This window comes from Haloactinopolyspora alba, from assembly GCF_003014555.1.
Taxonomy (GTDB): domain Bacteria; phylum Actinomycetota; class Actinomycetes; order Jiangellales; family Jiangellaceae; genus Haloactinopolyspora; species Haloactinopolyspora alba.
Genome location: NZ_PYGE01000008.1, coordinates 15,653 through 36,681, shown reverse-complemented (window position 1 = coordinate 36,681; position 21,029 = coordinate 15,653). Strand labels below are relative to the sequence as shown.

The following is a 21,029-nucleotide window of genomic DNA, read 5'->3' as shown; positions in this document are numbered from 1 at the left end:
TATCGTAAGCGCTCATGCGAGGAATCATCCTGGCGGGAGGATCGGGCACCCGTCTGCATCCGTTGACCGTCGCTGTGAGCAAGCAACTGTTGCCGGTGTACGACAAGCCGATGATCTACTATCCACTGACGACGCTCATGCTCGCGGGTGTGCGCGACATCCTCGTCATCACCACGCCGCAGGACCGGGCGCAGTTCGAGGCGCTGCTGGGGGACGGGTCGCAGTTCGGGCTGTCGGTGTCGTTCGCCGAACAGCCGGCGCCGAACGGGCTCGCGCAGGCGTTCGTGATCGGGGCCGACTTCGTCGGTGACGACAACGTCGCGCTCGTGCTGGGTGACAACATCTTCTACGGCGCGGGCCTCGGCACCCAGCTCGGCCGGTACTCGACCGTCGAGGGCGGGCTGGTCTTCGCGCACCACGTCTCGGACCCGACGGCCTACGGCGTGGTCGAGTTCGACGCGTGGGGCCAGGCGATCAGCCTGGAGGAGAAGCCGTCCGTTCCGCGCAGCAGCTACGCGGTGCCGGGGCTGTACTTCTACGACAGCGACGTCGTCGAGATCGCCCGCGGGCTGCGCCCCTCCGCCCGCGGGGAGTACGAGATCACCGACGTCAACCGGACCTACCTCGAGCGCGGCATGCTGGGCGTCGAGGTGCTTCCCCGCGGTACCGCGTGGCTGGACACCGGGACGTTCGACACCCTGATGGCCGCGGGCGACTACGTCCGGGTGATCGAGGCCCGGCAGGGCCAGAAGATCGGCTGCCCGGAGGAGGTGGCCTGGCGGATGGGGTTCATCGACGACGAGCAGCTGCGCGAGCGCGGCGACCGGCTGGCGAAGTCCGGCTACGGTGACTACCTGGTGGAACTACTGAAGACCGAGCGGGTGGAGGTCGGCCCGTCGTGAACGCACCGCTGATCGAGGCGCTGCCGGTCGAGGGCGCCTGGGCCGTGACACCGCGTGTGTTCAGCGACGACCGGGGAGCGTTCCTCGAGTCGTTCCGCGGCGACCTGCTGGAGCCGTACGTGGGACACCGTCTCGACGTGGTGCAGACGAACGTGTCGGTGTCGGCCGCCGGTGTACTGCGCGGCGTGCATTTCGCCGACGTCCCGCCGAGCCAGGCGAAGTACGTCACCTGTGTGAGCGGCGCCGTGCTGGACGTGGTCGTCGACATCCGGGTCGGCTCACCCACGTTCGGGCTGACGGCGTCAGTGCTGCTCGACGACGTCGACCGGCGGGCGGTGTACGTCTCCGAGGGTCTCGGGCACGCGTTCATGTCGCTGGCGGACGCGTCGGCGGTGACTTACCTGTGCTCGGCGCCGTACGCACCGGGCCGCGAGCACGGTATCGACCCGCTGGACCCGGCGCTGGGCATCGAGTGGCCGGCGCACGACCGTACCGGTGCGCCGATCGCGCCGTTCCTGTCGGAGAAGGACCGGCAGGCGCCGACGCTGGCTCAGGCGCGGGCCTCGGGGTTGTTGCCGCGGCACGACACCGTGCGGGCCTACCGCCGCAGCCTCGCGGGCTGAACCCGAGCGGCACGATCGAACCCGGTACGCCCTCAGGTCGAGAGGACGGCGGCCGAGGTCACGCCGTCGGCGTGCAGCTTGTCCACTACTGCACGGTAGGTTTCCTCGAACTGCTCGTGTTCGGCTTCGGGTATGTCCGCACGCCAGCGGCCCACCTTGGCGCGCGTGGGCGTCATGGACTCGGCGAAGAACTCGCGCATGGTGTCCTCCGGGGTGATGTCGAGGAACTCGCAGACCCGATCGAACTGGCGCTCGCGGTCGTTGGCGATGAGCGCCTCGAACCCCACGAGAAGGGTGTAGCCGTCTGACGGGGCGTTCAACTCGGCGGCACGTAACCGCTCGCCCCACCACTGCAGCGCCTTGAACGGGTCGTTCGGGCCCCACGGCTTCGATGCGACGGACACGGCGACGTCACGCCCGTCACGCACGATGTGGATCGTCTTCGACGACGGGAACATGCTCTCGAGCAGTGCCTGCTGCTCGACGTTCGGTGGTGTCATCTCGACCCACGCCGTTGCCCCGGCACGCTCGGCCACGGGGTCGAAGATCGTGGACATCAGGTCACGCGCGGCCGCGCTCGAGCCGGACCCGAACTTCTTGACGAACCTGTCGACGGCGCGCTCCATGTCTTCACGGTGCACGTCGGCCAGGTGTAAACCGCGGCTGCCGCCGTTGCTGGCCGTGCGTTCGAAGTAGTGGCCGACCAGTCGATCGCGGAAGTCCTCGATCGACATCTTCCCTGCGATGACGCTCGGCAGTCCGCCGGCTTCGCAGTGGAACCGGGCCTCGATCGGGATCAGGTGATATCTGGAGTGTTTCCCGATCAGCCGTGCTATGACGGTGGTTCCGCTGCGACCGGTCCCGCCAACGAAAACAGGCTCGGACTGCGTGGAACGGCGTCGCCGGAAGAACATGCGCGTAACCATAGCCGACGCTCCGGGAGGCCCGGCGGATCCCGCCATCAGAAGTCGGCCAGCACGACCGGCGCCGCGGCGGCGAACGCAGCCTCCCACGCGCGCATCGGGCCGAGCCCGGCGCGTCGCCATCCGTCGTGGTCCAGCACGGAGTAGGCGGGCCGCGGAGCGAGGCTGGGGAAGTTGTCGGTCGTGGTCTCGCGGACTCTGTCCGGATCGAGCCCGAGTTGGGAGAACACGGCACGGGCCAGGCCGTACCAGGTAGTCTGTCCAGTGTTGGTCGCATGGTAGATCCCCGTCGGCGCGTCGGCCTCGACGAGGTCGGCGATGCGGACGGCGACGTCATGCGACCACGTGGGCTGGCCGCGCTGGTCGGTGACGACGTCGACATGGTCGCGTTCGCGAGCGAGTCGCGCCATGGTCGTGACGAAGTTCCGGCCGTGCCGGCCGTACAACCACGCCGTGCGGACGACCGTCGCGCCGTTCGGATGGTCCGCGAGCACCGCCTGCTCGCCCGCGAGCTTGGTCTGCCCGTAGATCGAGCGCGGAGCCGTCGGCGCGTCCGTGCGGTACGGGGTGGTGGCCATGCCGTCGAACACGTAGTCGGTGGAGATGTGTACGAGTCTGACGCGGTGGCGCGCGCACGCGGTGGCGAGCAGCGAAGCACCGGTGGTGTTCACGGCCCGAGCGGTCTCGACATCGCGTTCGGCCCCATCCACGTCGGTGTAGGCGGCGGCATTGACGACGACGTCGTACCCGTGCACGGCCGCGTCGACGGTTGCAGCGTCCGTGATGTCCATTTCACCGTGCCTGGCGGCGGTGACGTCCTCGCCGCGTTCGCCGAGTATCGCGCACAGGTCCCGGCCGAGCATCCCGCCGGCGCCGGTGACCAACCACAGCATCGAGAAACTCCAAGTCGCCAACGAACGTTCGGTCGGGGTCGAGACGCTATAAGATACCGGTGCACTTGGGTCGGGAAGGACCTGGGTACACGGTCGTTTCCGAGGAGAGTTGCATGAGGGCACCCATGGCCACGCTTCGGCGCCTGGCCCGGCGAGCATTGCCGAAGGGTTATGTCGATGACGTCCTTCGACGTCGCCGGATCGTCAGCTCGATCCGTCAGAGTGGGTTGTTCGATCCCAAGTGGTACCGGGAGCAGTTCGACGGTTCGATCCCGTCGGGTACTGACCTCGTCGACCATTACGTGACGGTAGGTGCCGGTACGGACATATCGCCGAACCCGTGCTTCAGCTCTGCGTGGTACCGCGACCACCCTCGGACCCCGCGATCTCTGGACGTCGCTCCGTTCATCCACTACGTGAACCGGGGGATCGCCCGCGGGCTCCCGCCGCATCCCCTCTTCGACCCCACGTACTACGTCGCCGAGTACCCCGACGCCGCGGCGTACCGTGGCGGGCCGCTCGGCCATTATCTCTCGGTGGCGTGGAAGTCCGGTGCGAGGCCGAGTGCCGACTTCGACAACGACGCCTACCGGAAGAGGTTCGGCGACGTCGATGGTCCACCGCTTGCTGACTTCACCCGGCGGACATGCGCGTTGCTGCGCGAGACCGAGGGCTACGAAGGTCTACCCCGCACCAGCGAGACGTTCGATCATTCCGCCGCGGAGGCATTCAAGCGCGAGGTTCTCGACGAGTACCGGCGCAACGGTGAGCAGCGGCCGCTGGTGTCCGTGGTCATCCCTACCAAGGACCGCGCTCGCGGTGTCGTAGCCGCGATCGAGTCGGTAGTCGCGCAGACCTACTCGAATTGGCAACTCGTCGTCGTCGACGACGGCAGTACCGACGACACGGCGGAAGCGCTCGAGCCTTTCCTCGACGACGATCGCATCGAGCTGGTGCGGCGGGAGCGCGCCGGCGGGGTGTCGGTGGCCCGCAACGCCGGGCTCGAGCGCATCCGCGGCGATTACGTCGCCTACCTCGACTCCGACAACACCTGGTTCCCTGACTTCCTCGAGGTCATGGTCGCCTTCGTTCGCACACGCCGGGTCCGGTTCGCCTACGCGGCCTCGGAGTTGGTGGAAGAGAAGGAGAACGGGCGGCGCGGGTATCGCTCGTTGCCGTTCAACTCAGCTGCGCTGCGGGAGCGCAACTTCATCGACTGCATCGTCGTGCTGCACGAACGATCCCTGCTCGACGAGGTCGGCGGGTTCGACGAACAACTGCGGCGAAATGTCGACTGGGATCTGTTCGTCCGGATGTCCGAAGTCACCGATTTCGCCCATGCGCCATTCATTGCCACTCGCTATAACGCATGGGAACAGCGCAGCGACCGGATCACCATCAACGAGCTGTTCGGTTACCGCTACGTCATCCTCGGCAAGCACATGATCGACTGGGAGAACGTCGCGTCCGGGCTGGGTGAGCGGCAGCCAGGCTCGGTATCGGTCATCGTGCACGCGCCTTCCGATGCCCGAAGCATCGCCGCAACGGTGGAACGGCTGCTCGAGGTGACAGAGCGCGACATCGAGATCGTCGTGATCGATGCCAAGACGGACGAAGCCGAGGCCATCCGGCTGCAGCACCTGATGGTGCGCTTCCCGCAGGTGAGGGTCGTTCGCCTGTCGCTGCGCATCTCGCGCGAGCTCGCACAGTCTGTCGGGGTCGCGTACTCGAGCGGGGAACTGGTCGTGTTCATCCCGCCCGACACCTGGGTCGAACCCGGCTGGCTCGGCCCGCTGGTCGAGCCGTTGCGTGACGCCGGCGTCGTGGCCACGCAGCCTCGGTTGCTGGCGGTCGACGGCACCGTGTGGTCCGCCGGAGTGTCGTTCGCGCGTGGAGCGCTACCGCACAACCGCTACCGCCAGTTCCCGGGTGACGGTCCCGAGGCGGTGCGCTCGACCGCCCCTGCGGCGCTGTCGTCGAACGTGATGGCGGTGCGCGCGGCCGACTTCACCAGGGTGCGCGGCTTCGACCCGTTGTTCGTCAACGACATGGACAACCCCGATCTCAGCCTCAGGCTGGCCCACGAGACCGGCGGTGAGCTGCGCTACGTCGCAGAGAGTGTGGTGGCGCTCTCGGTCATGCCGCAGCGCAAGCGGAAGCCTTCGGCGGCGCTTCAGGCCGTGGACAACCAGGAGCACTTCACCGGCCGGTGGCGCGACGCCGTGCCGCAGGACGACATCCAGGTGTGGCGCGACGGAGGGTACGCCATCATCGGGTACGACGGCGCGGCTAACACGCACTGGGGATTCGACCCGATTGTCGTGCACGACCGGCCGCAGCGGCCGCTGCGGTGGGCGTTGAAGATCGGCGCCGAGGACGTGCCGACCCGGTTCAACTGGGGTGACTGGCATTTCGCCATAGGGCTGAAGCAGGCACTGGAGCGCCTGGGGCATGAAGTGGTGATCGACGCGAAGCGCGCTTGGTACCGCCCAACGTCGCGGCTTGACGACGTCACGCTCGTACTACGCGGTTTGAGCGCCTACCGGGTGAATCCGCAACAGATCAACCTGTCCTGGATCATCAGCCATCCGGAGCGGGTCACCAAACGCGAACTCGGCATGTACGACGCGGTTTTCGCTGCGTCGGCGAGTCTGGCCGACCGCCTGCGTACCGAGATGGGCACGGACGTCCAGCCGTTGCTGCAGTGCACCGACCGATACCGGTTCCGTCCGGTGGCGCCGGACGAGACCCGGCGTCATGATGTGCTCTTCGTCGGCAACGCCCGCGGCTTTGCGGGCCGCGGTCGCGCGTCGGTGACCGCCTCGCTCGAGGCCGGCATAGCCCCGGCAGTGTACGGCGCGCGCTGGGACGGCCTGCTGCCCGAGGGCTTGTGGAAGGCGGAGTACCTGCCCAACGAGCGGTTGGCGGCCACGTATGTCGCCGCAGGCGTCGTGTTGAACGACCATTGGGACGACATGAAGGACGAGGGGTTGCTGTCGAACCGATTGTTCGATCTGGCCGCCTGCGGAGCGCGTGCCATCACCGACGATGTGCCGGGTGTGGCCGACGTCTTCGGTGACGTCATCCCTACCTACCGGACAGCGGACGAACTGGCCGAGGCGGTGGCAATCCAACTCGCCGAGACACCTGAGCGTGCCGCGGCGCGGGAGGCTCTGTCGGAGCGGGTTCGCCAGGAGCACTCGTTCGACGCCCGGGCCGGGACCCTGGTCGACACGGTCGACAAGCTGCGGGCGGAGAAGGGCATTGCGCGGGTCGGTTGAACGTCCTACCGCACGAGGCGGAAGGGCCCACCTCACGCCCGGATCGCGAGTCATGGCCGCGCACCCGACGGTGCGAACTTCGTGGCTGTGGCGATACACCATGCCGCCACAGCCAGGAGTCCGGCGAGGGCCAGCAGCAGGACGGTGAAGTTCGTGGTCGCGGTGGCGACGATCGGGCCGAGGCTGGCGCCGAGGAACATCACGAATCCGTTGAGTCCGATGCCACCCGCGCGGTCCGGCGCCGCGGCCTCGACGAAGAGCGTCAGCATCGACGGCACGACGATGGCCACCCCGGTGACGAAGACCAGGCTGGCCACGCACACACCGGCCAACGACCCTGACATCACGGCCTCACCGGCAAGACCGTAAGCCGCGACGGTGAACCCGATGCGTGCCGCCCCGGCGGTGCCCCAGCGCAGCGCGAGCCGGCCCGCGAACAGCGCGGCGAACATTCCGGGAAGTCCCACCAGCCGCAGCCAGAGGACTCCGGACTCGTCCAGGCCGAGCGTGTCCAGATGCGGGCCCAGCGCGGTGTACATGCCGACGAAGGACAGCAGCAACGTCGCGTTCGCGGCGCACAGCAACTGCACCGACCGGCGGGTTGCCACCCGGGCGACCGCCACGAACCGGTGGCCGACGTGCCCGCGCGGTGCGTTCCGGGCCGGTTGCCGCACGCTACGGGCGATCGCGGCGCCCGCGGCCGCCAACGCGATCGCGCTTGCGAGGAACAGCCACGGCCAGCCGACCGTCACCGCCGCCCACGAGGCCAGCACCTGGCCGACGATCCCGGACGCGAGGAGCGCGATCGACAGCGCGCCGATGGCGGCCGGGCGCCTTGACGGTGGCAACGCCTCCGCGAAATAGGCGACGGCGGCCGGAGCGAAACTGGCGGCCGCGAGGCCCTGTACGCCGCGCCAGACGGCGAGCCAGTCCGTGGACGGGGCGAATGCACAGCCGATCGTCGCCACGGCGAGCACCGACACACCGATCGCCATCGCCCGCTTGTGCCCGTACTGATCCGCGAGCGGCCCCCAGGTCAGGAAGCCCACGGCGTAGCAGAGGCTGAAGCAGGACGCGAGCGCGAACGTGACGTCGCCGCCGAGATCTTCGCCCACGGGGCCGAGCAGCGGGATTGCGGCGTAGAGCTGGGTGAGCACCACCATCGCGGTGGCCACGAGCAGCGCGACCGTCCCTGTGCCCGGCGGTGGGTCCGTGCCGGCGGCTGTGCGGCTGAGCCGGGCGTCTTCTGCGGTCTGGGACATCGAACACCATCTCCAACGTTGTGGTTGGATTTGACTGTAGTACCGTACGGGCAGATGAGCAACGCTTGCGTTGGAAGTGGGGTTCGATCCAGTGGCGTGGGACACCGAAGGCACCAAGCGCAGGATCCTGGAGGCGGCGGCGTCCGAGTTCGCCCGGTACGGGCCGGACGGCACCACGATCGAGCGGATCGCGACGACCGCGGGCGCGAACAAGGAGCGGGTGTACAACTACTTCGGCGGCAAGCGTGATCTCTTCCGCCGGGTGCTGCGCGACGAGCTCGCGACGGTCGCGCAGGCGGTGCCGGTGGAGTCGTTCGCGGCCGTGGATGTCGGCGACTACGCCGGCCGGGTGTACGACTACCACCGCGAGCGCCCGGAGTTGAACCGGCTGATGCGCTGGGAGGGACTCGCCTTCGACGGCGAGGTCCCTGACGAGGCGCTGCGCCGCGAGTACTACGCGGCCAAGTCCGCCGCCGTCAGCGACGCTCAACGTCGCGGTGCGGTCACCACGTCGATCGACGCGGACCACCTGATCTTTCTCGTGCTGTCGCTCGCCGGGTGGTGGTCCGCGGTGCCACAGGTCGCCCGGATGTTCACGGGGGAGCCCACCGAGGAGGAGCACGCCAGGCGGCGCGCGGCGGTGGTGGAGGCCGCACGCCGCGTGGCCCGGGCGCCCTGAGTGCGCTCCGCCCCTCGGAGTGGCCGGTCACGCCTGGCTGGTCAACGCGCCCGCGGCAGGACCGAGCAGCGGCACCCACTCGCGGATCCGGGCCTCGGCGACCACGCCGTTGGTCACGAACGGGTCGCCGTCGACGATCGCCTGCACGGCCGCTCGGTCCTCGGCGCGGTAGACCAGCAGGCCGCCGCGGGCGTCGTCGGGCCCCCACGGGCCGGACGCGACCAGCAGGCCGTCGTCCACGAGGCGGCGCAGGTAGTCGATGTGGGCGGAGCGATGTTCGTCCTGAAGCGCCACGTCGTCGGTGTAGGTGTACATGAGGGCGAATGTCGTGGTCATGCGGAAGCTCCTTCGTCGCTGAGATGAGATGGGCTGCTCTCACCCGGCACAGTCAACGCCGCCGCCGACCACGAAGCGAGGCACTGATCGGACGCGGTCCAGCGGCCCGGGGTCCGCCGGACCTGGGTCCAGCAGTACCCGTTTCCGGCGCCCCGGCTGCATCGGCCGCGCGCATACTGGGGGACATGGACCGGTCCGACGAGTTGCGGGAGTTTCTCCGGTCGCGCCGTTCCCGGTTGGAGCCCGCGGACGTCGGACTGGACTGGCAGGCCGTCGGCCGCCGGACCGCGGGGCTACGCCGCGAGGAGCTCGCGCTCGTCGCCGGGATCAGCGTGGACTACTACGCCCGCCTCGAGCAGGGACGGGCGCGCAACGTGTCCGACCAGGTCGTCGACGCGCTCGCGACGGCGCTGCGGCTGGACGACATCGAACGAGAACACCTGCGCAGACTCACCCGTACGGACGCGAAGTCCAGCCCTCGATCGCAGGCGCAGGTGGTGTCGGCGCGGACTCGTTCGATGATCGAAGCGCTCCGCCCGACTCCCGCGCTGGTGCACAACTCGATGCTCGACGTGCTCGCCGTCAACACGATGGCCGGCGTGCTCCTCGAGGGGCTGCTGGACATGCCGCCGAGCCGGCGCAACCTCGCCAGATGGCTCTTCCTCCGGCCCGAGTCGCATCGAACGTTCCTCGACCGGGAGGAGTCGGCCCGCGAGCTGGCGTCGAGTCTGCGGACCGCGGCGACACGATCCGGGGACACGGCGGTGCACGCACTGATCGACGAGCTGACCGTCGGCTCAGCGGAGTTCGTCTCGTACTGGACCGAACACCAACTCTCCGGGCCGGGGGCGTTCACCAAGCGCGTTCATCACGACGCGGTCGGAGAGTTCGAGCTGTCGTACCAGTCGTTGGTCATCCCGCAGGAGGCCGACCAGTACGTCGCGCTGTACACGCCGCAACCAGGATCGCCCTCGGCCGAAAGGCTCGCCCTGCTCGCGGCGCGGACCGCGGACAGCGCGAGCCGTCCGGCGCAGCCGTCGACCGGACCGGCGTGAGTGGCAGGGCTCAGGCGGCCGAGCGCTCGTCGGCCGGGCGCCGGCGCAGCCGCGCCTGCGTGACGGCCGGTGGGTCGTAGGCCATGTCCAGCCGGCCGACGTCGGTTCCCGGCGGGCCGATCTCGTCGATGCGGTCGAGCATCTCGTCGGTCAGCGTGACGTCGACGCCGGCGAGCAGGTCGTCCAGGTGGTCCATGGTCCGCGGGCCGACGATCGCGGACGTGACGCCGGGATGGGCGATCGCGAAGGCCATGGCCAGGTGGGTCAGCGGCATGCCCGCGTCCCGGGCCACCGGGATGAGCTGCTCGACCACGTCGAGCCGGCTCTCGTCCTTCAGGTGCTGGAAGCCGAACTGGGACCGGTGTGTAGCGTTCTGCTGGTCCTTGCGGTACCGGCCGGTCAGCAGGCCGCCGGCGAGCGGGCTGTACACCAGGGTGCCCATGCCGAACTCCTGGGCCACCGGCAGTACCTCGCGCTCGATGCCGCGGGTGAGGATCGAGTACGGCGGCTGCTCGGTGCGGAACCGGGTGAGGCCGCGCCGCTCGGCGACCCAGTGCGACCGGACGATGTCCGACGCGGGCAGCGACGAGATGCCGACAGCCCGGACCTTGCCGGCGCGCACCAGGTCGGTCAGCGCCGAGAGGGTCTCCTCGACGTCGGTGTCGGGGTCCGGGCGCTGCATCTGGAACAGGTCGACGTGGTCGGTCTGCAGGCGCCGCAGCGAGTCTTCCAGGGCACGCGTCAGCCAGCGCCTGGAGGCGCCCTGGTGGTTCGGGTCCTCGCCCATCGGGAGCCGTGCCTTGGTGGCGAGCACGACGTCGTCGCGGCGCCCGCTGAGGGCCTTGCCCACGATCTCCTCCGACTCGCCGTGCGAGTACACGTCGGCGGTGTCGATGACGTTGATCCCCGCGTCGAGAGCCTTGTGGATGATCTTGATCGAGTCGTCGTGGTCGGGGTTGCCGACGGCGCCGAACATCATGGCGCCGAGCGCGTAGGGACTGACCTTGATGCCGGTCCGGCCGAGGGTGCGGTACTGCATGCGGGTTCTCCCGGGGTCTGGGCGTGGTGGGCGAGTGTGGTGAGCGTGTCCGTGGTGCCGTATGCTCGGACATAAGCGGAACGCTCTTCCAGAACTATACGGAAAAGTATTCCGGTTAGCAAGGGGAGGAGTGTCGTGGCCGACAGCACAACAACGACCGGAGCCGACTCGACGGGTCCGGTCGCGCCCGAACATGCGCCGCGTCCGCTGCGCGCAGACGCGCGACGCAACATCGAGTCCTTGCTCGAGGCGGCGAAGACCGTGTTCGGAACATCAGGCGTGGATGCGCCCGCCAAGGAGATCGCCGACCTGGCCGGCGTCGGAGTCGGAACCCTGTACCGGCACTTCCCGAAGCGATCGGACCTGGTCAAGGCCGTGTTTCAGCGCGAGGTGGATGCCTGCGCCGACGCTTCACCGGTGCTGGCGGCCGAGCACGAGCCAGGTGTGGCGCTCGAGAAGTGGCTGCACCGTTACACCGAGTTCCTCGCGGCCAAACGAGGGCTCGTCAAAGCCCTGCACTCGGGCGATCCGGCGTTCGACGACCTGCCCGACTACTTCATGCGGCGTCTCGGCCCCGCCCTCGGGTCACTGCTCGACGCGGCGGACGCCGCCGGCGACGTCCGCGCGGACGTCGAGGCCCAGGACATCCTGGAGGCCGTCGGCAACCTGTGCCTGCCCTCGAGCGAGAAGGGAGCCGCGTACAGCCGGCGCATGGTCGACCTCCTGGTCGACGGGCTGCGCTACCGCGCCGACACGAGCCGCGCTCGCTCCTGAAGGTTCCGGCGCCGCGCTGCCGGGTCCCGGCAGTGGTCGCGGTCCGGTGCTCAGCTTTCAGCCCGGTCGTCACCCTCGGCCCGGTCGTCACCCTCGGCGCGGTTGACCGTCAGCAGACGCGTGCGGCCGATCATTCCGCCGTCGTGCAGGCTCACACCGTCGGCACCCTCGGCGAGCCAGTCGGCGCCGATGCGCGCCTCGGCGTCCCGGTGGATGTCGTCCAGCGCGACCACGGCGCCGTCCGCGAGCGCCGGCGCGAGCAGCGGGAACGCCGGATAGCGCGAGCGCGGCCCGATCGAGCCCGGGGGCCCGTCGACGAACAGCAGGTCGATACCGGAGAGGTCGTCCCACTGCTTGCGGTCGTACCAGTCGAACGTGGTCTCGTCGAGTGTGAACGGCTCCAGTTCCGCCACCCGGACCGCCGCGAACTCCGCGAGCCTGTGCCGGGCGAGAGCCTGCCGGGTCTGCTCGGCGTAACGTTCGTCGTGCTCGAGCGCGACCACCCGGCCGTGCCCGGCGCGCCGGCAGGCGAAGGCCATCCACACGGTGGAGGAGCCGCTGCCGCACTCGACCACCAGCCCGTCTTCGGGCAGATGCATGACCAGGGACGTCAGCCGCAGGATGGTCTGCGGTGTCGCCGCGAACCCGCCCAGCACCGGGACCTCGTCGGACGGCTCGAAGATCGTGTAGAGGTTGCTCAGCGCGGACAGCTCCGACATCTGCGCCTCGGAGGCGATCGACGCGTCGTGGAAGCCCGTCGTGACGCCCTTGTGGACGGTGTCCAGCTTCTTGCTGAGCTCGGCGATGCTGTCCACCAGCTCGTCGTGGCGCACGGCGGCGTCGAGACGCTGCGCGCCGACGATCGCGCCGAGCGGGCCGCCGTTCGGATCGGCTTGCGCCTGCTTGATCTGCTCCAGGGACGACGCCTGTGTGCGGTTGGCGGACTCGACCTTCTCCAGTTGCGCCTCGACTGCCTTGGCCCGGTGCTCGACCGCTTTGGCCCGGTGCTCGGCGGCCCGGGCGATGCGCCCGACCATGACCAGACTGACGAGGGTCAGGCCGAGCAGCGCCGTGATGGCGGCGAGCGTGACGCTGCTTTCGTCGATCAGGGCCCATACCGCGAAAAGCGCGGCGGCGACCGCGCCGAGCATGCCCAGAACGGGCCAGCGGGAGCCTAAGAACGAGCGTACGGCGCGCAACATCTGCGATCTCCGTCGTCGGGCGGATGGTAGACCGAACTCTATCCGGACACGGCACCGACACTACGATCGGCGCGGCGGTCAGCGTACAGCGTGAGCTGCGAACTCCTCGAGGGTGCGGACGAAGGTGTCGGCCTCGGCCGACCAGCTGTAGTTCTCCAGGGCGGCAGCCCGGCCGGCGGCGGAATACCGGTGGTACGACTCGACGTCCCGGGCCAGCGCCCGGATCCGCGACTCCGCGGCCGCGACGTCCCCGAACGGCACGACCAGCCCGCACCCGTACCGGTCCACCAGCTCCGCCGAGCTGGGGTTCGGTGTGGTGATCACCGGCACGCCGTGTGCCATGTACTCAATGATCTTGGTGGGACGCGACCGCGCGTAGTTGGGCTGATCGTGCAGCAGGCTCAACCCGGCGAGCGTGCCGGGCAGGTGAGCCAGCGCGTCGTCGTTGGGCAGGAACCCGTGCCAGCGCAGGACGCCCTCGTCGTGTGCGGCCGCCAGCGGGTCGCGGCAGTCCGCATCGGCCGGTCCGATGACCTCGACGGTGATGTCCGGGGCCAGCCGCCGCCCCAGCTCGACGAGCTCCAGCGCCCCGCGCGGGCGGGTCAGCCGGCCGAGATAGACGACCCGGGGCTCGGGGGAGGCGGCCGGTGCGGCGGAGTCGGGGACGAGGACGCTGTTGTGCACGATCGGGTGCGGGTCGCGGAACCGTTCGGTGTAGGAGTCCTCCGCCAGCAGCAGCGGCATCCGGCGCTCGGCGTAGTGCTCGGCCACGCGGATCAGCCGCGCGGCTGCCGGGCGCAGCGCGGACGGCAGCCACGTCTTCATCTCGACGGCCGCGGCGGTGTCCTCGTGCACGTCCCACACCAGCCCGGGCACGCGCAGGCCCGCGGCCGCGACCACCAGTTCGGGGTCGTGGAGCAGCGTCACGTCGAACGAGCGTCCGCGTGTGCGCAGCAGCCGCCGGGCCGCGCGGGCGGCGGCCAAGCGGCGCTTGCCGCGTGCCCGGGGCAACTCGACAGTGGCGACGTCGTCCGGTACGGGACGCTGGTATGCGGTGAACGGCGCGGCGTAGGTCACCCGGTGCCCGGCGTCGAGCAGTGCGCGGATCTGCCGGTGCCGGATCCGCGCATCCTCGGGGTCGTGCACCACCGTGACGACGAGGATGTCCACGACCGGCTACCCCTCTCCGTGGCCGCGGCGGCGGTGGCGCGTGCCACCGGTGGTCACATGTGCTCCACGGTGTCGGACTTCGGGGTGATGCCGCGGGTGTCGAAGACCCGTGGGGACGACTTCGCGATGAGGTCGCCGTCGTACTCGGCGTGTCCCTGCAGCACCACCGACAGGTCGGCACGCGTCAGCGCGGTCTCGAGGTCGGGGACGCACTCGAGGACGTTGTCGTCGACGTGCCACTGCTGCACCCGCGGGTCGTGGAAGACCAGGTTGGCGCCCAGTGCCAGCAACCGGCGCGCCACCGGCACCGCGGGCGACTCGCGCTGGTCGGCGATGTCGGGCTTGTACGTGACGCCGAGCAGCAGCACGGTGGAACCGTTCACCGCCTTGCCGTCGACGTTCAGCAGGTTCTGGACCCGCTGCGCCACGTACGTCGGCATGGTGGCGTTGATCTCCTGTGCCAGCTCGACGAAGCGGAACGGGTAGCCCAGGCGGCTGCGGACGTTGTGGCTGAGGTAGTTCGGATCGATCGGGATGCAGTGCCCGCCGACGCCCGGCCCGGGGTAGAAGGCCTGGAAACCGAACGGCTTGCTCTTGGCCAGCCGGATGACGTCCCACAGGTCGATGCCGAGTTCGTGGCAGAACCGGGCCATCTCGTTGACCAGCGCGATGTTGACGTGCCGGTAGGTGTTCTCGAGCAGTTTCGCGGTCTCGGCCTCGCGGGTGCCCCGCGCCTCGACGACGGTGTCGACGAACCGGCGGTAGAACGCCGCGGCGCGCTCGGTGCACGCTCGCGTCTGCCCGCCGATGACCTTCGGGGTGTTGCGCATGCCGAACTGGGCGTTGCCCGGGTCGATGCGCTCGGGCGAGAACGCCAGGTGGAAGTCGCTACCGGCGACGAGCCCGGACTCCTCGAGCATCGGGCGCACGACCTCGTCGGTGGTGCCCGGATAGGTCGTGGACTCGAGTACGACGAGATTGCCCCGCCCGATGTGCCGGGACACGGTGGCCACGGCGGCCATCACGGCGTCGAGGTCCGGCCCGCCGTCCTCGGACAACGGCGTCGGCACACAGATGATGATGGTGTCGGTGTCGTCGAGGTCGGACTCGTCGGTGCTGGCGCGGAAACCCGCGGCGCGGATGGCCGCGATGTCGTCGTCGGTGAGGTCGTCAACGTGCGAGCGTCCCGCGTTCAGCCCTTCGACGACGGTGGTGCTGACGTCGAAGCCGAGCACGGACAGCCCGGCACGGCTGGCTTCCTGGGCCAGCGGCAGGCCGACATAGCCGAGCCCGATCACCGCGAGGTCTGCGGACACTGATTCATCTCCGGCTGCTCGAGACATGCATGGTCGTTAACGAAGAGAGTCTGCCACGGTGCCGGGCGGATCGGCCAAGGTACCCCTGCCGGCGGCGGTCGGCGACGCCCACGTCCTCACCGACCGATCAACCGGCGGCCGGGGCGGCGTTGTGACGGTGCTCGAACTCGCCGAGCGCCGCGTCGAGGTCACCCTCGGCCCCGATCCGCCGCCAGAACTCGGGGAACTGTTCGGGCGCGTGCTCGAGATCGACGGTCATCGTGTTCGGCACGGTGGCCAGGAACGCTTCGATGTTGGTCCGGACCGTGTCGACGTAGAAGCGGGCGACGTCGAGGCGCTGCTCTTCCGGGCGCGGGAACGGCCCGGGGATCACGGCCTGCCCGAACGCGCCCATGATGTTCGCCCGTCCCTTGTTCCAGCGGCCGACGAAGCTGCGGGCCACCTGTTCGGGGTCGCGGCGCAGGTGCACGTAGAGCGGATCGGCGCCGAAGGCGCGGCCCAGGCCGCCGAGGAACCAGGACAGCCGGTTGTCCGCCTCGATGTGCCCGTCCGGGTAGTCGAAGCGTGCCGGCCCGTACTCGCGGAAGCGGGTCTCGTGCCCGGCGGTGTAGTTGTCGATGTGCTGACACGCCTCGATGAACGTCACCGAGCCGCATCGTCCCGTACACAACACGAACACGCGCATCTGCGAAAGCTCCTCAGGGCCGATGGTGTCACGGCAGGGCGCCGGCGGCGGAAAGCGGACACGAGCGGTTGCCCGCGCCGCCACAGCGAACGGTAGTCTCACGCCGACGCCGAGTGTGGAAGGTTGGGCAGGATTCGTGTTGGGCATGACGAGCCGTCAACTCACTGCCGTCGCGGCGGCCGCGGTGCTGGGTCTCCTTGTCGCTGTCGCCGGACTCGCCGGAAGCACCGACCTGGCCGTCGGCGGGCTGGGGCTGCTGCTGGCCGGAATCTTCGTCGTCCTGATGGACGTCCGGCGGCGGCAGGGTGAGGTCGCCCGCCGCCTGCGCGACGTCGCGCGCCAGCAGTCGCGCGATGCCGGGAAGATCAACCGGTTGAAGAAGCTCCCGGACAAGGTCGGGGCGTCGGCCGACGAGGCGGCGCGCTCGCTGTCGACCGCTTTCGCCGCCGCCGCCGACCGGGTCGAGGCGGCCGGAGAGAAGGCCGCGACCGGAATCGCCCAGGAACGCCTCGCGGCCGCCGAGCGGCACGTCCGGTTGGTGGACGAGTTCGGCCGGGTGCACGAGGAGATCATCGGCGTGCGCGGAGATCTCGGCGGGGTGCGTGCCGACCTGATGGGCGCCCGCGACGACGTCCGCGACGGTGTCGACCGTGTCCGCGGGACGGTCACCGACGTCCGTGACGCGACGGTGGCGAAGATCGACGAGGCCGAGCAGGCCGGCAAACGCCGTCAGGTGATGATCCGTGAGCACATCGCCAGGCTCGAGTACGAGCCGGTGCGCCAGGTCCAGGCGCTGCTCCAGCTCGTGGAGCGGGTCGATGCGCGGGCACCACTGCCGCAGACCGGCGGCTGGGCCATGGAGCCGACCACGCTGCTCCGGCTGGTGAACCTGGTCGAGCGCGAACGCCCGGCGATGATCGTGGAGTGCGGCAGCGGCGCGTCCACGGTGTGGCTGGCCTACGCGGTACGGGCCCTGGGCGCCGGGCGTGTGGTCGCTCTGGAGCACGACGAACGCTTCGCCGCCGAGACCCGCCGTCTGCTCGACGAGCACGGACTCAGCGAGGTCGCGGAGGTGCGCACGGCCGCGTTGACGGACCTGGAGCTCGGGCGGGAGAGCTTCGTCTGGTACGACCGCGACGCGGTCGCAGACATCAAGGACATCGAGCTCCTGGTGGTCGACGGGCCGCCGCGCTCCAGCGGGCCGCAAGCGCGCTACCCGGCCGTTCCTGTTCTCGCCCCGGTGCTCGCCCCAGGCGCGAAGATCGTGGTCGACGACGTCGATCGCTCGGAGGAGCAGGAGGCGACCGAGGCGTGGCTGGCGCAGACACCCGGGCTGACGCGCGAGGGCGAGCCGGTCGACCGTGCGGCGATGCTGACCTACCGGCCCGCGTGAAACCTGCCGTCCTTGAAGTGCCGGTCGGAGGCTCCTGAACGGGTTCCGACGCCGTGATCCGAGCCGGCGACCCAGGTCTCGCCGAACAGCTCACGCGCCGTTTCGCGGACCGGGCGCTCGGCCGCGGGATCGGCGCGTCGCACCCGGCTCAGCGCCCGCGTCGCCCACATCTCCAGCGGCGCGTCGACCCCGGTCACGCTGATGCTCAGCAGACCCTGCCGCCACGTGCGCAGGCGGTCCAGCAGCGAACCGACCGCGGTGCTCGTCAGCCGGGCACCGACCGGAACGATCATCGTCGCAGGACTCGGGAACCCGGACGCCGGCGCCTGCTCGACCAGACGCACCCGGCCGTCTGCCTGCCAGTAGTCCGCGTAGAGGTCGGCGTCGTCACCGTCGGGATCGACGACGACGGAGACGGTGAGGTCGTCGTGATCGTTGGCGAGGATGTCGTCGACGGTGTAGCGCGCGGTCATGAACGGCGCGGTGCTCGGCGGCACGATGACGTGGACGTACGGCACGGCCCACTGCCGCCCGCCGATCGGCGTGCGGTACCGCGGGTTGGCGATGTGGTTCGCGATCAGCGGCGCCCGGCGCTGGGCGATCTCGGGCCCGCGGGTGGCGAACGACCGCTGGCCCTGATGCAGGCTGCGCGCGTGGCGCTCCGGGACGATGAGGCCGCCGCCGGTGAAACACCGATAGCCGAACTCGGTGTCGACGATCCCCCGGCGCGGGAAGTGCGCGAATCCGCCGACCTCCTGGTAGAAGTCACGCCGAGTCGAGACACTCGCGCCGACGACGGCCCGCCACAGGTCCTCGCGGTCGTGGAGCAGGTCGTCCGTCTTCTCGAGCAGCTGCTCGATCCACGAATGCGGCTCGCGCTCACGGCCGTCGACCAGACTTGCCATCGTGTCGCGCCCGACCGCGTCGTGCGTCGCCGCCGGCGTGACTCCGGTGACGTCCACGAAGTCGCGGAACCCGAGGACCACAGCGTCGTCGGTGATCTCGTGCCAGCGTGCGTGCGCCTCGAGGTGGTGGTGATCGGCGATGATGTCCGCGTCGAGGAAGAGCACGACGTCGCCCTCGGCGTGGCGTGCGCCGATGTCGCGGGCGCGTCCGGAGCCGTGGCCGCCGCCCTCCACCCGGACGAGCTCGGTGTTCTCGGGGCGCAGGTCGGGCAGCGTCAGCGGCGGCTCGGAACGGTCGTCGACCACGACGACACCGATCAGGCTCGCAGGATGGCTCTGCGCGGCCAGTGCGGCCAGGGTGAGGTCCAGTTCGGGCTGGCAGCCGTGGGCGGGCACGACGACGCTGACCGACACGGGGGTGTGTGCGGGGCTGCCGAGTGGACGCGGATCGAGACTGCGCCAGTCGTTCCGCGCCGCGGCGGAACGGACCGGGGTCGTGATCATGTGAGCTCTCCTGTGACGTGGCGTGACCGGTGCCAGACTCTAGCGACAACGCTCGGGTATCGTTCGACGGACTCCGAAGCCGTTGGGAATGTGGGGCCGTGAGCGTACTGGGTCTGCTCGTCGCGACCGACGATGCACTCGTGAACCACGTGGGCGGCCGTGAGTGCGACACGGTGGTGGATTTCTCCGGAACGTTCCCGGACGAGTGGCTCGGCGACGCCACCTGGGGCCGGGTGCTCGTCGTCGCCGACTCGGTGACCGCGCTCCGAGCGGTGTTACCGCAACTGGCCAGCATGACGACCCGGTCGAAGGCGTTCGAGCTGGTCGTCGGTGGCCATCCGCGCCCGGGCGTGCTGCGGCTGCCGGTGGCGCCGGTCGGGCTGCGTACGGTCACCTCCGCCCAGCGCGAGGCTGTCAGCAAGCCGGTCCCGCACGCGCGGCTGACCGTGCACTTCAAGGGCTATCTCACCCTGGGCGACGCGCTCGCCGCGTTCCTCGCCGGCGGGACCACGCTGTTCAAGCGACCGGCGGGCGGCCTGCGGATCGGGGTGGCCGACGACGCGCGCGAGACGATGACGTGGGCCTGCGGCGACCCGTCGGCCCGTCTGCTCGCCGCGGGTACGCCGGAGCCCGCCGACGGTGAGCCGAGTCCGGTGGACGTCGTGCTGGCCCGCTCGGCCTCCGGCGACGAGGGCGGGCATCCGAAGGTGCTCGACGTCGGCTCGCGGGCGCGCGAACCACACTGGACCGACCTGGTGGACGCGCCGGGCCCGGAGATCGAACGGTTCGTCACCGCGAGTCACGCCCGGGACGTCGTGCCGCCCGTCGACACCGACACGCTCGGTCCGATCGGGTTCGTCGGCGATCCGACCCGCTCGGAGACCCGGCTGCGATGTGTGCGCCGCGGCGAGCGCCGCCAGATGGTTCTGGACGACGGCCGCGGCCGCGAGAGCGCATGGTTCGACGACTGGTCGGGCCTGAGCGAACGGGTCGTGGAACACGCGCGCAGCTACTGGGTCGTGCACGACGACCCGCGTGCTCACGGTGGACCGGTCCGGCATGCAGCCTTTCTGGTCCAGGCGGCATGCGCGGCGTTGCCGGTGCTGGTCGGCGAGTTGAGCGACACGGTGCGCCGGCTCGTCGGCGCTGAGCTCGGTGCCGCGTTCGAGTCGGTGACCGCGCAGGAGCTGACCGACCCGGTCCGGCGTGAGGCGTACTGCATGGCGATCCGCCGCGCGGCGTTCGAGCGCCACGGCGCCCGGCGCCGGTGGGCGGCGCTCGCGCGCCGCAGTGGGCTCTGGGCGCCGGCCCCGCCGGCGGTGTCGGTGGTCGTCGCCACCCGACGGCCGGATCTCGTGCCGCGGATCGCCGAGCAGGTGGGCGGCCAGGACTGGCCGGAGATCGAACTCGTACTCGGCCTGCACGGGTTCTCGCGCGACGACCCCAGAGTGCACGAGCTCGAGCGCACCCACCGGGGAGCACTTGTGGTCGCCGAGGTCGACGCGGACCGGCCGTTCGGCGAGGCGCTCAACGACCTGTGCTCCATGGCCGCGGGCGATCTGCTGCTGAAGATGGACGACGACGACTGGTACAGCCGTCACCACGTCACCGACCTCGTGCACGCGGCCGAGTACTCCCGCGCCGACCTGGTCGGCGCCGGCGCCGAGTTCATGTACCTCGAAGCGCTCGATCTGACGATCCGGCGGCACAAGACCAGCGGCAACCGCTTCGCCAACCGGGTGCCCGGTGCGGCGTTGCTGATCGCGGCGCACACGTTGCGCTCGATCGGCGGGTGGCGGCCGATCCACCGTGGCCTGGACACCGCGATCGCCCGCGCGGTCACCGACTCCGGCGGTTCGATCTACCGTGGTCACGGACTCGGCCTCATGGTGTACCGCGCCGCGGAGGGCCACACCTGGGATCCGGGTGTCGAGTACTTCGTGCGCGGCGACATCGATCAGTGGCCCGGGTTCGTGCCGCCTCCCGGGATCGTCGGCGCCGGACCGGCCCGCACGGCGGTGCCGCGCAGCTGGTTCGACGCCGACGCACTCCGGGCGGTTTAGCCCGGGCTGTCACGGACTGGCCCT

General features: G+C 70.1%; 18 protein-coding genes. 8 read left to right on the top strand and 10 right to left on the bottom strand.

Going from position 1 to position 21,029, the window contains the following annotated elements; translation table 11 throughout:
- Positions 1-14 precede the first annotated feature (14 nt).
- The gene (gene rfbA / locus CLV30_RS12415; protein WP_106537543.1) at positions 15-902 is read left to right on the top strand and encodes a glucose-1-phosphate thymidylyltransferase RfbA; all 888 of its coding nucleotides are present in this window, start codon (positions 15-17) and stop codon (positions 900-902) included.
- Positions 899-1,525 carry a dTDP-4-dehydrorhamnose 3,5-epimerase family protein gene (locus CLV30_RS12410; protein ID WP_240723236.1) on the top strand — a complete coding sequence of 209 codons (627 nt, stop codon included), beginning with the start codon at positions 899-901 and terminating at the stop codon, positions 1,523-1,525. Before rfbA ends, CLV30_RS12410 begins: the two co-directional genes overlap by 4 nt.
- Positions 1,526-1,557: 32 nt before the next feature.
- On the opposite strand, the gene CLV30_RS12405 is transcribed toward CLV30_RS12410, so the two are convergent.
- On the bottom strand, positions 1,558-2,439 hold the full coding sequence (locus tag CLV30_RS12405; protein WP_165358537.1) for a sulfotransferase family protein: 882 nt from the start codon (positions 2,437-2,439) through the stop codon (positions 1,558-1,560).
- A gap of 47 nt (positions 2,440-2,486) precedes the next feature.
- Positions 2,487-3,341 carry a dTDP-4-dehydrorhamnose reductase gene (gene rfbD / locus CLV30_RS12400; protein ID WP_106537541.1) on the bottom strand — a complete coding sequence of 285 codons (855 nt, stop codon included), beginning with the start codon at positions 3,339-3,341 and terminating at the stop codon, positions 2,487-2,489.
- A 416-nt stretch (positions 3,342-3,757) separates the two neighbouring features.
- Between rfbD and CLV30_RS12395 the strand changes: the two genes are divergently transcribed.
- On the top strand, positions 3,758-6,622 hold the full coding sequence (locus CLV30_RS12395) for a glycosyltransferase (RefSeq protein WP_165358536.1): 2,865 nt from the start codon (positions 3,758-3,760) through the stop codon (positions 6,620-6,622).
- A gap of 50 nt (positions 6,623-6,672) precedes the next feature.
- Here CLV30_RS12395 and CLV30_RS12390 read toward each other — a convergent pair whose 3' ends face one another.
- Positions 6,673-7,884, bottom strand: a complete 1,212-nt coding sequence (locus CLV30_RS12390) for an MFS transporter (protein WP_106537539.1) — start codon at positions 7,882-7,884, stop codon at positions 6,673-6,675.
- 91 nt (positions 7,885-7,975) lie between these two features.
- Here CLV30_RS12390 and CLV30_RS12385 point away from each other — a divergent pair, with 91 nt between their 5' ends.
- A complete protein-coding gene (locus tag CLV30_RS12385) occupies positions 7,976-8,563 on the top strand; it encodes a TetR/AcrR family transcriptional regulator (protein WP_106537538.1) in 588 nt (195 codons plus the stop codon).
- 27 nt (positions 8,564-8,590) lie between these two features.
- On the opposite strand, the gene CLV30_RS12380 is transcribed toward CLV30_RS12385, so the two are convergent.
- Positions 8,591-8,899, bottom strand: a complete 309-nt coding sequence (locus CLV30_RS12380) for a YciI family protein (protein WP_106537537.1) — start codon at positions 8,897-8,899, stop codon at positions 8,591-8,593.
- A gap of 185 nt (positions 8,900-9,084) precedes the next feature.
- Here CLV30_RS12380 and CLV30_RS12375 point away from each other — a divergent pair, with 185 nt between their 5' ends.
- Positions 9,085-9,954 (top strand): helix-turn-helix transcriptional regulator, encoded by an 870-nt coding sequence (locus CLV30_RS12375; RefSeq protein ID WP_165358535.1) that lies wholly within the window; start codon positions 9,085-9,087, stop codon positions 9,952-9,954.
- A 10-nt stretch (positions 9,955-9,964) separates the two neighbouring features.
- On the opposite strand, the gene CLV30_RS12370 is transcribed toward CLV30_RS12375, so the two are convergent.
- Complete coding sequence (locus CLV30_RS12370) at positions 9,965-10,993, bottom strand: aldo/keto reductase (protein WP_106537535.1); 1,029 nt, start codon at positions 10,991-10,993, stop codon at positions 9,965-9,967.
- 135 nt (positions 10,994-11,128) lie between these two features.
- Here CLV30_RS12370 and CLV30_RS12365 point away from each other — a divergent pair, with 135 nt between their 5' ends.
- On the top strand, positions 11,129-11,767 hold the full coding sequence (locus CLV30_RS12365) for a TetR/AcrR family transcriptional regulator (RefSeq protein ID WP_240723235.1): 639 nt from the start codon (positions 11,129-11,131) through the stop codon (positions 11,765-11,767).
- 50 nt (positions 11,768-11,817) lie between these two features.
- On the opposite strand, the gene CLV30_RS12360 is transcribed toward CLV30_RS12365, so the two are convergent.
- From CLV30_RS12360 to CLV30_RS12345, 4 genes are all read right to left on the bottom strand, one after another.
- On the bottom strand, positions 11,818-12,969 hold the full coding sequence (locus CLV30_RS12360; protein WP_106537534.1) for a class I SAM-dependent methyltransferase: 1,152 nt from the start codon (positions 12,967-12,969) through the stop codon (positions 11,818-11,820).
- Positions 12,970-13,047: 78 nt separating this feature from the next.
- Entirely contained in the window at positions 13,048-14,139 is a 1,092-nt protein-coding gene (locus CLV30_RS12355) for a glycosyltransferase family 4 protein (RefSeq protein WP_106537533.1), read from the bottom strand.
- Positions 14,140-14,192: 53 nt separating this feature from the next.
- Positions 14,193-15,455: a nucleotide sugar dehydrogenase gene (locus CLV30_RS12350; RefSeq protein ID WP_106537532.1), complete on the bottom strand. Its 1,263-nt coding sequence runs from the start codon at positions 15,453-15,455 to the stop codon at positions 14,193-14,195.
- Positions 15,456-15,582: 127 nt separating this feature from the next.
- Positions 15,583-16,101: a hypothetical protein gene (locus CLV30_RS12345; RefSeq protein WP_205740667.1), complete on the bottom strand. Its 519-nt coding sequence runs from the start codon at positions 16,099-16,101 to the stop codon at positions 15,583-15,585.
- Between the two features lie 184 nt (positions 16,102-16,285).
- On the opposite strand from CLV30_RS12345, the gene CLV30_RS12340 reads away from it, so the two are divergent.
- Complete coding sequence (locus tag CLV30_RS12340) at positions 16,286-17,533, top strand: class I SAM-dependent methyltransferase (protein WP_165358534.1); 1,248 nt, start codon at positions 16,286-16,288, stop codon at positions 17,531-17,533.
- On the opposite strand, the gene CLV30_RS12335 is transcribed toward CLV30_RS12340, so the two are convergent.
- The gene (locus CLV30_RS12335; protein ID WP_106537530.1) at positions 17,518-18,942 is read right to left on the bottom strand and encodes a glycosyltransferase family 2 protein; all 1,425 of its coding nucleotides are present in this window, start codon (positions 18,940-18,942) and stop codon (positions 17,518-17,520) included. The genes CLV30_RS12340 and CLV30_RS12335 overlap by 16 nt on opposite strands.
- A 98-nt stretch (positions 18,943-19,040) precedes the next feature.
- Between CLV30_RS12335 and CLV30_RS12330 the strand changes: the two genes are divergently transcribed.
- Positions 19,041-21,005 (top strand): glycosyltransferase, encoded by a 1,965-nt coding sequence (locus CLV30_RS12330; protein ID WP_106537529.1) that lies wholly within the window; start codon positions 19,041-19,043, stop codon positions 21,003-21,005.
- Positions 21,006-21,029 lie beyond the last annotated feature (24 nt).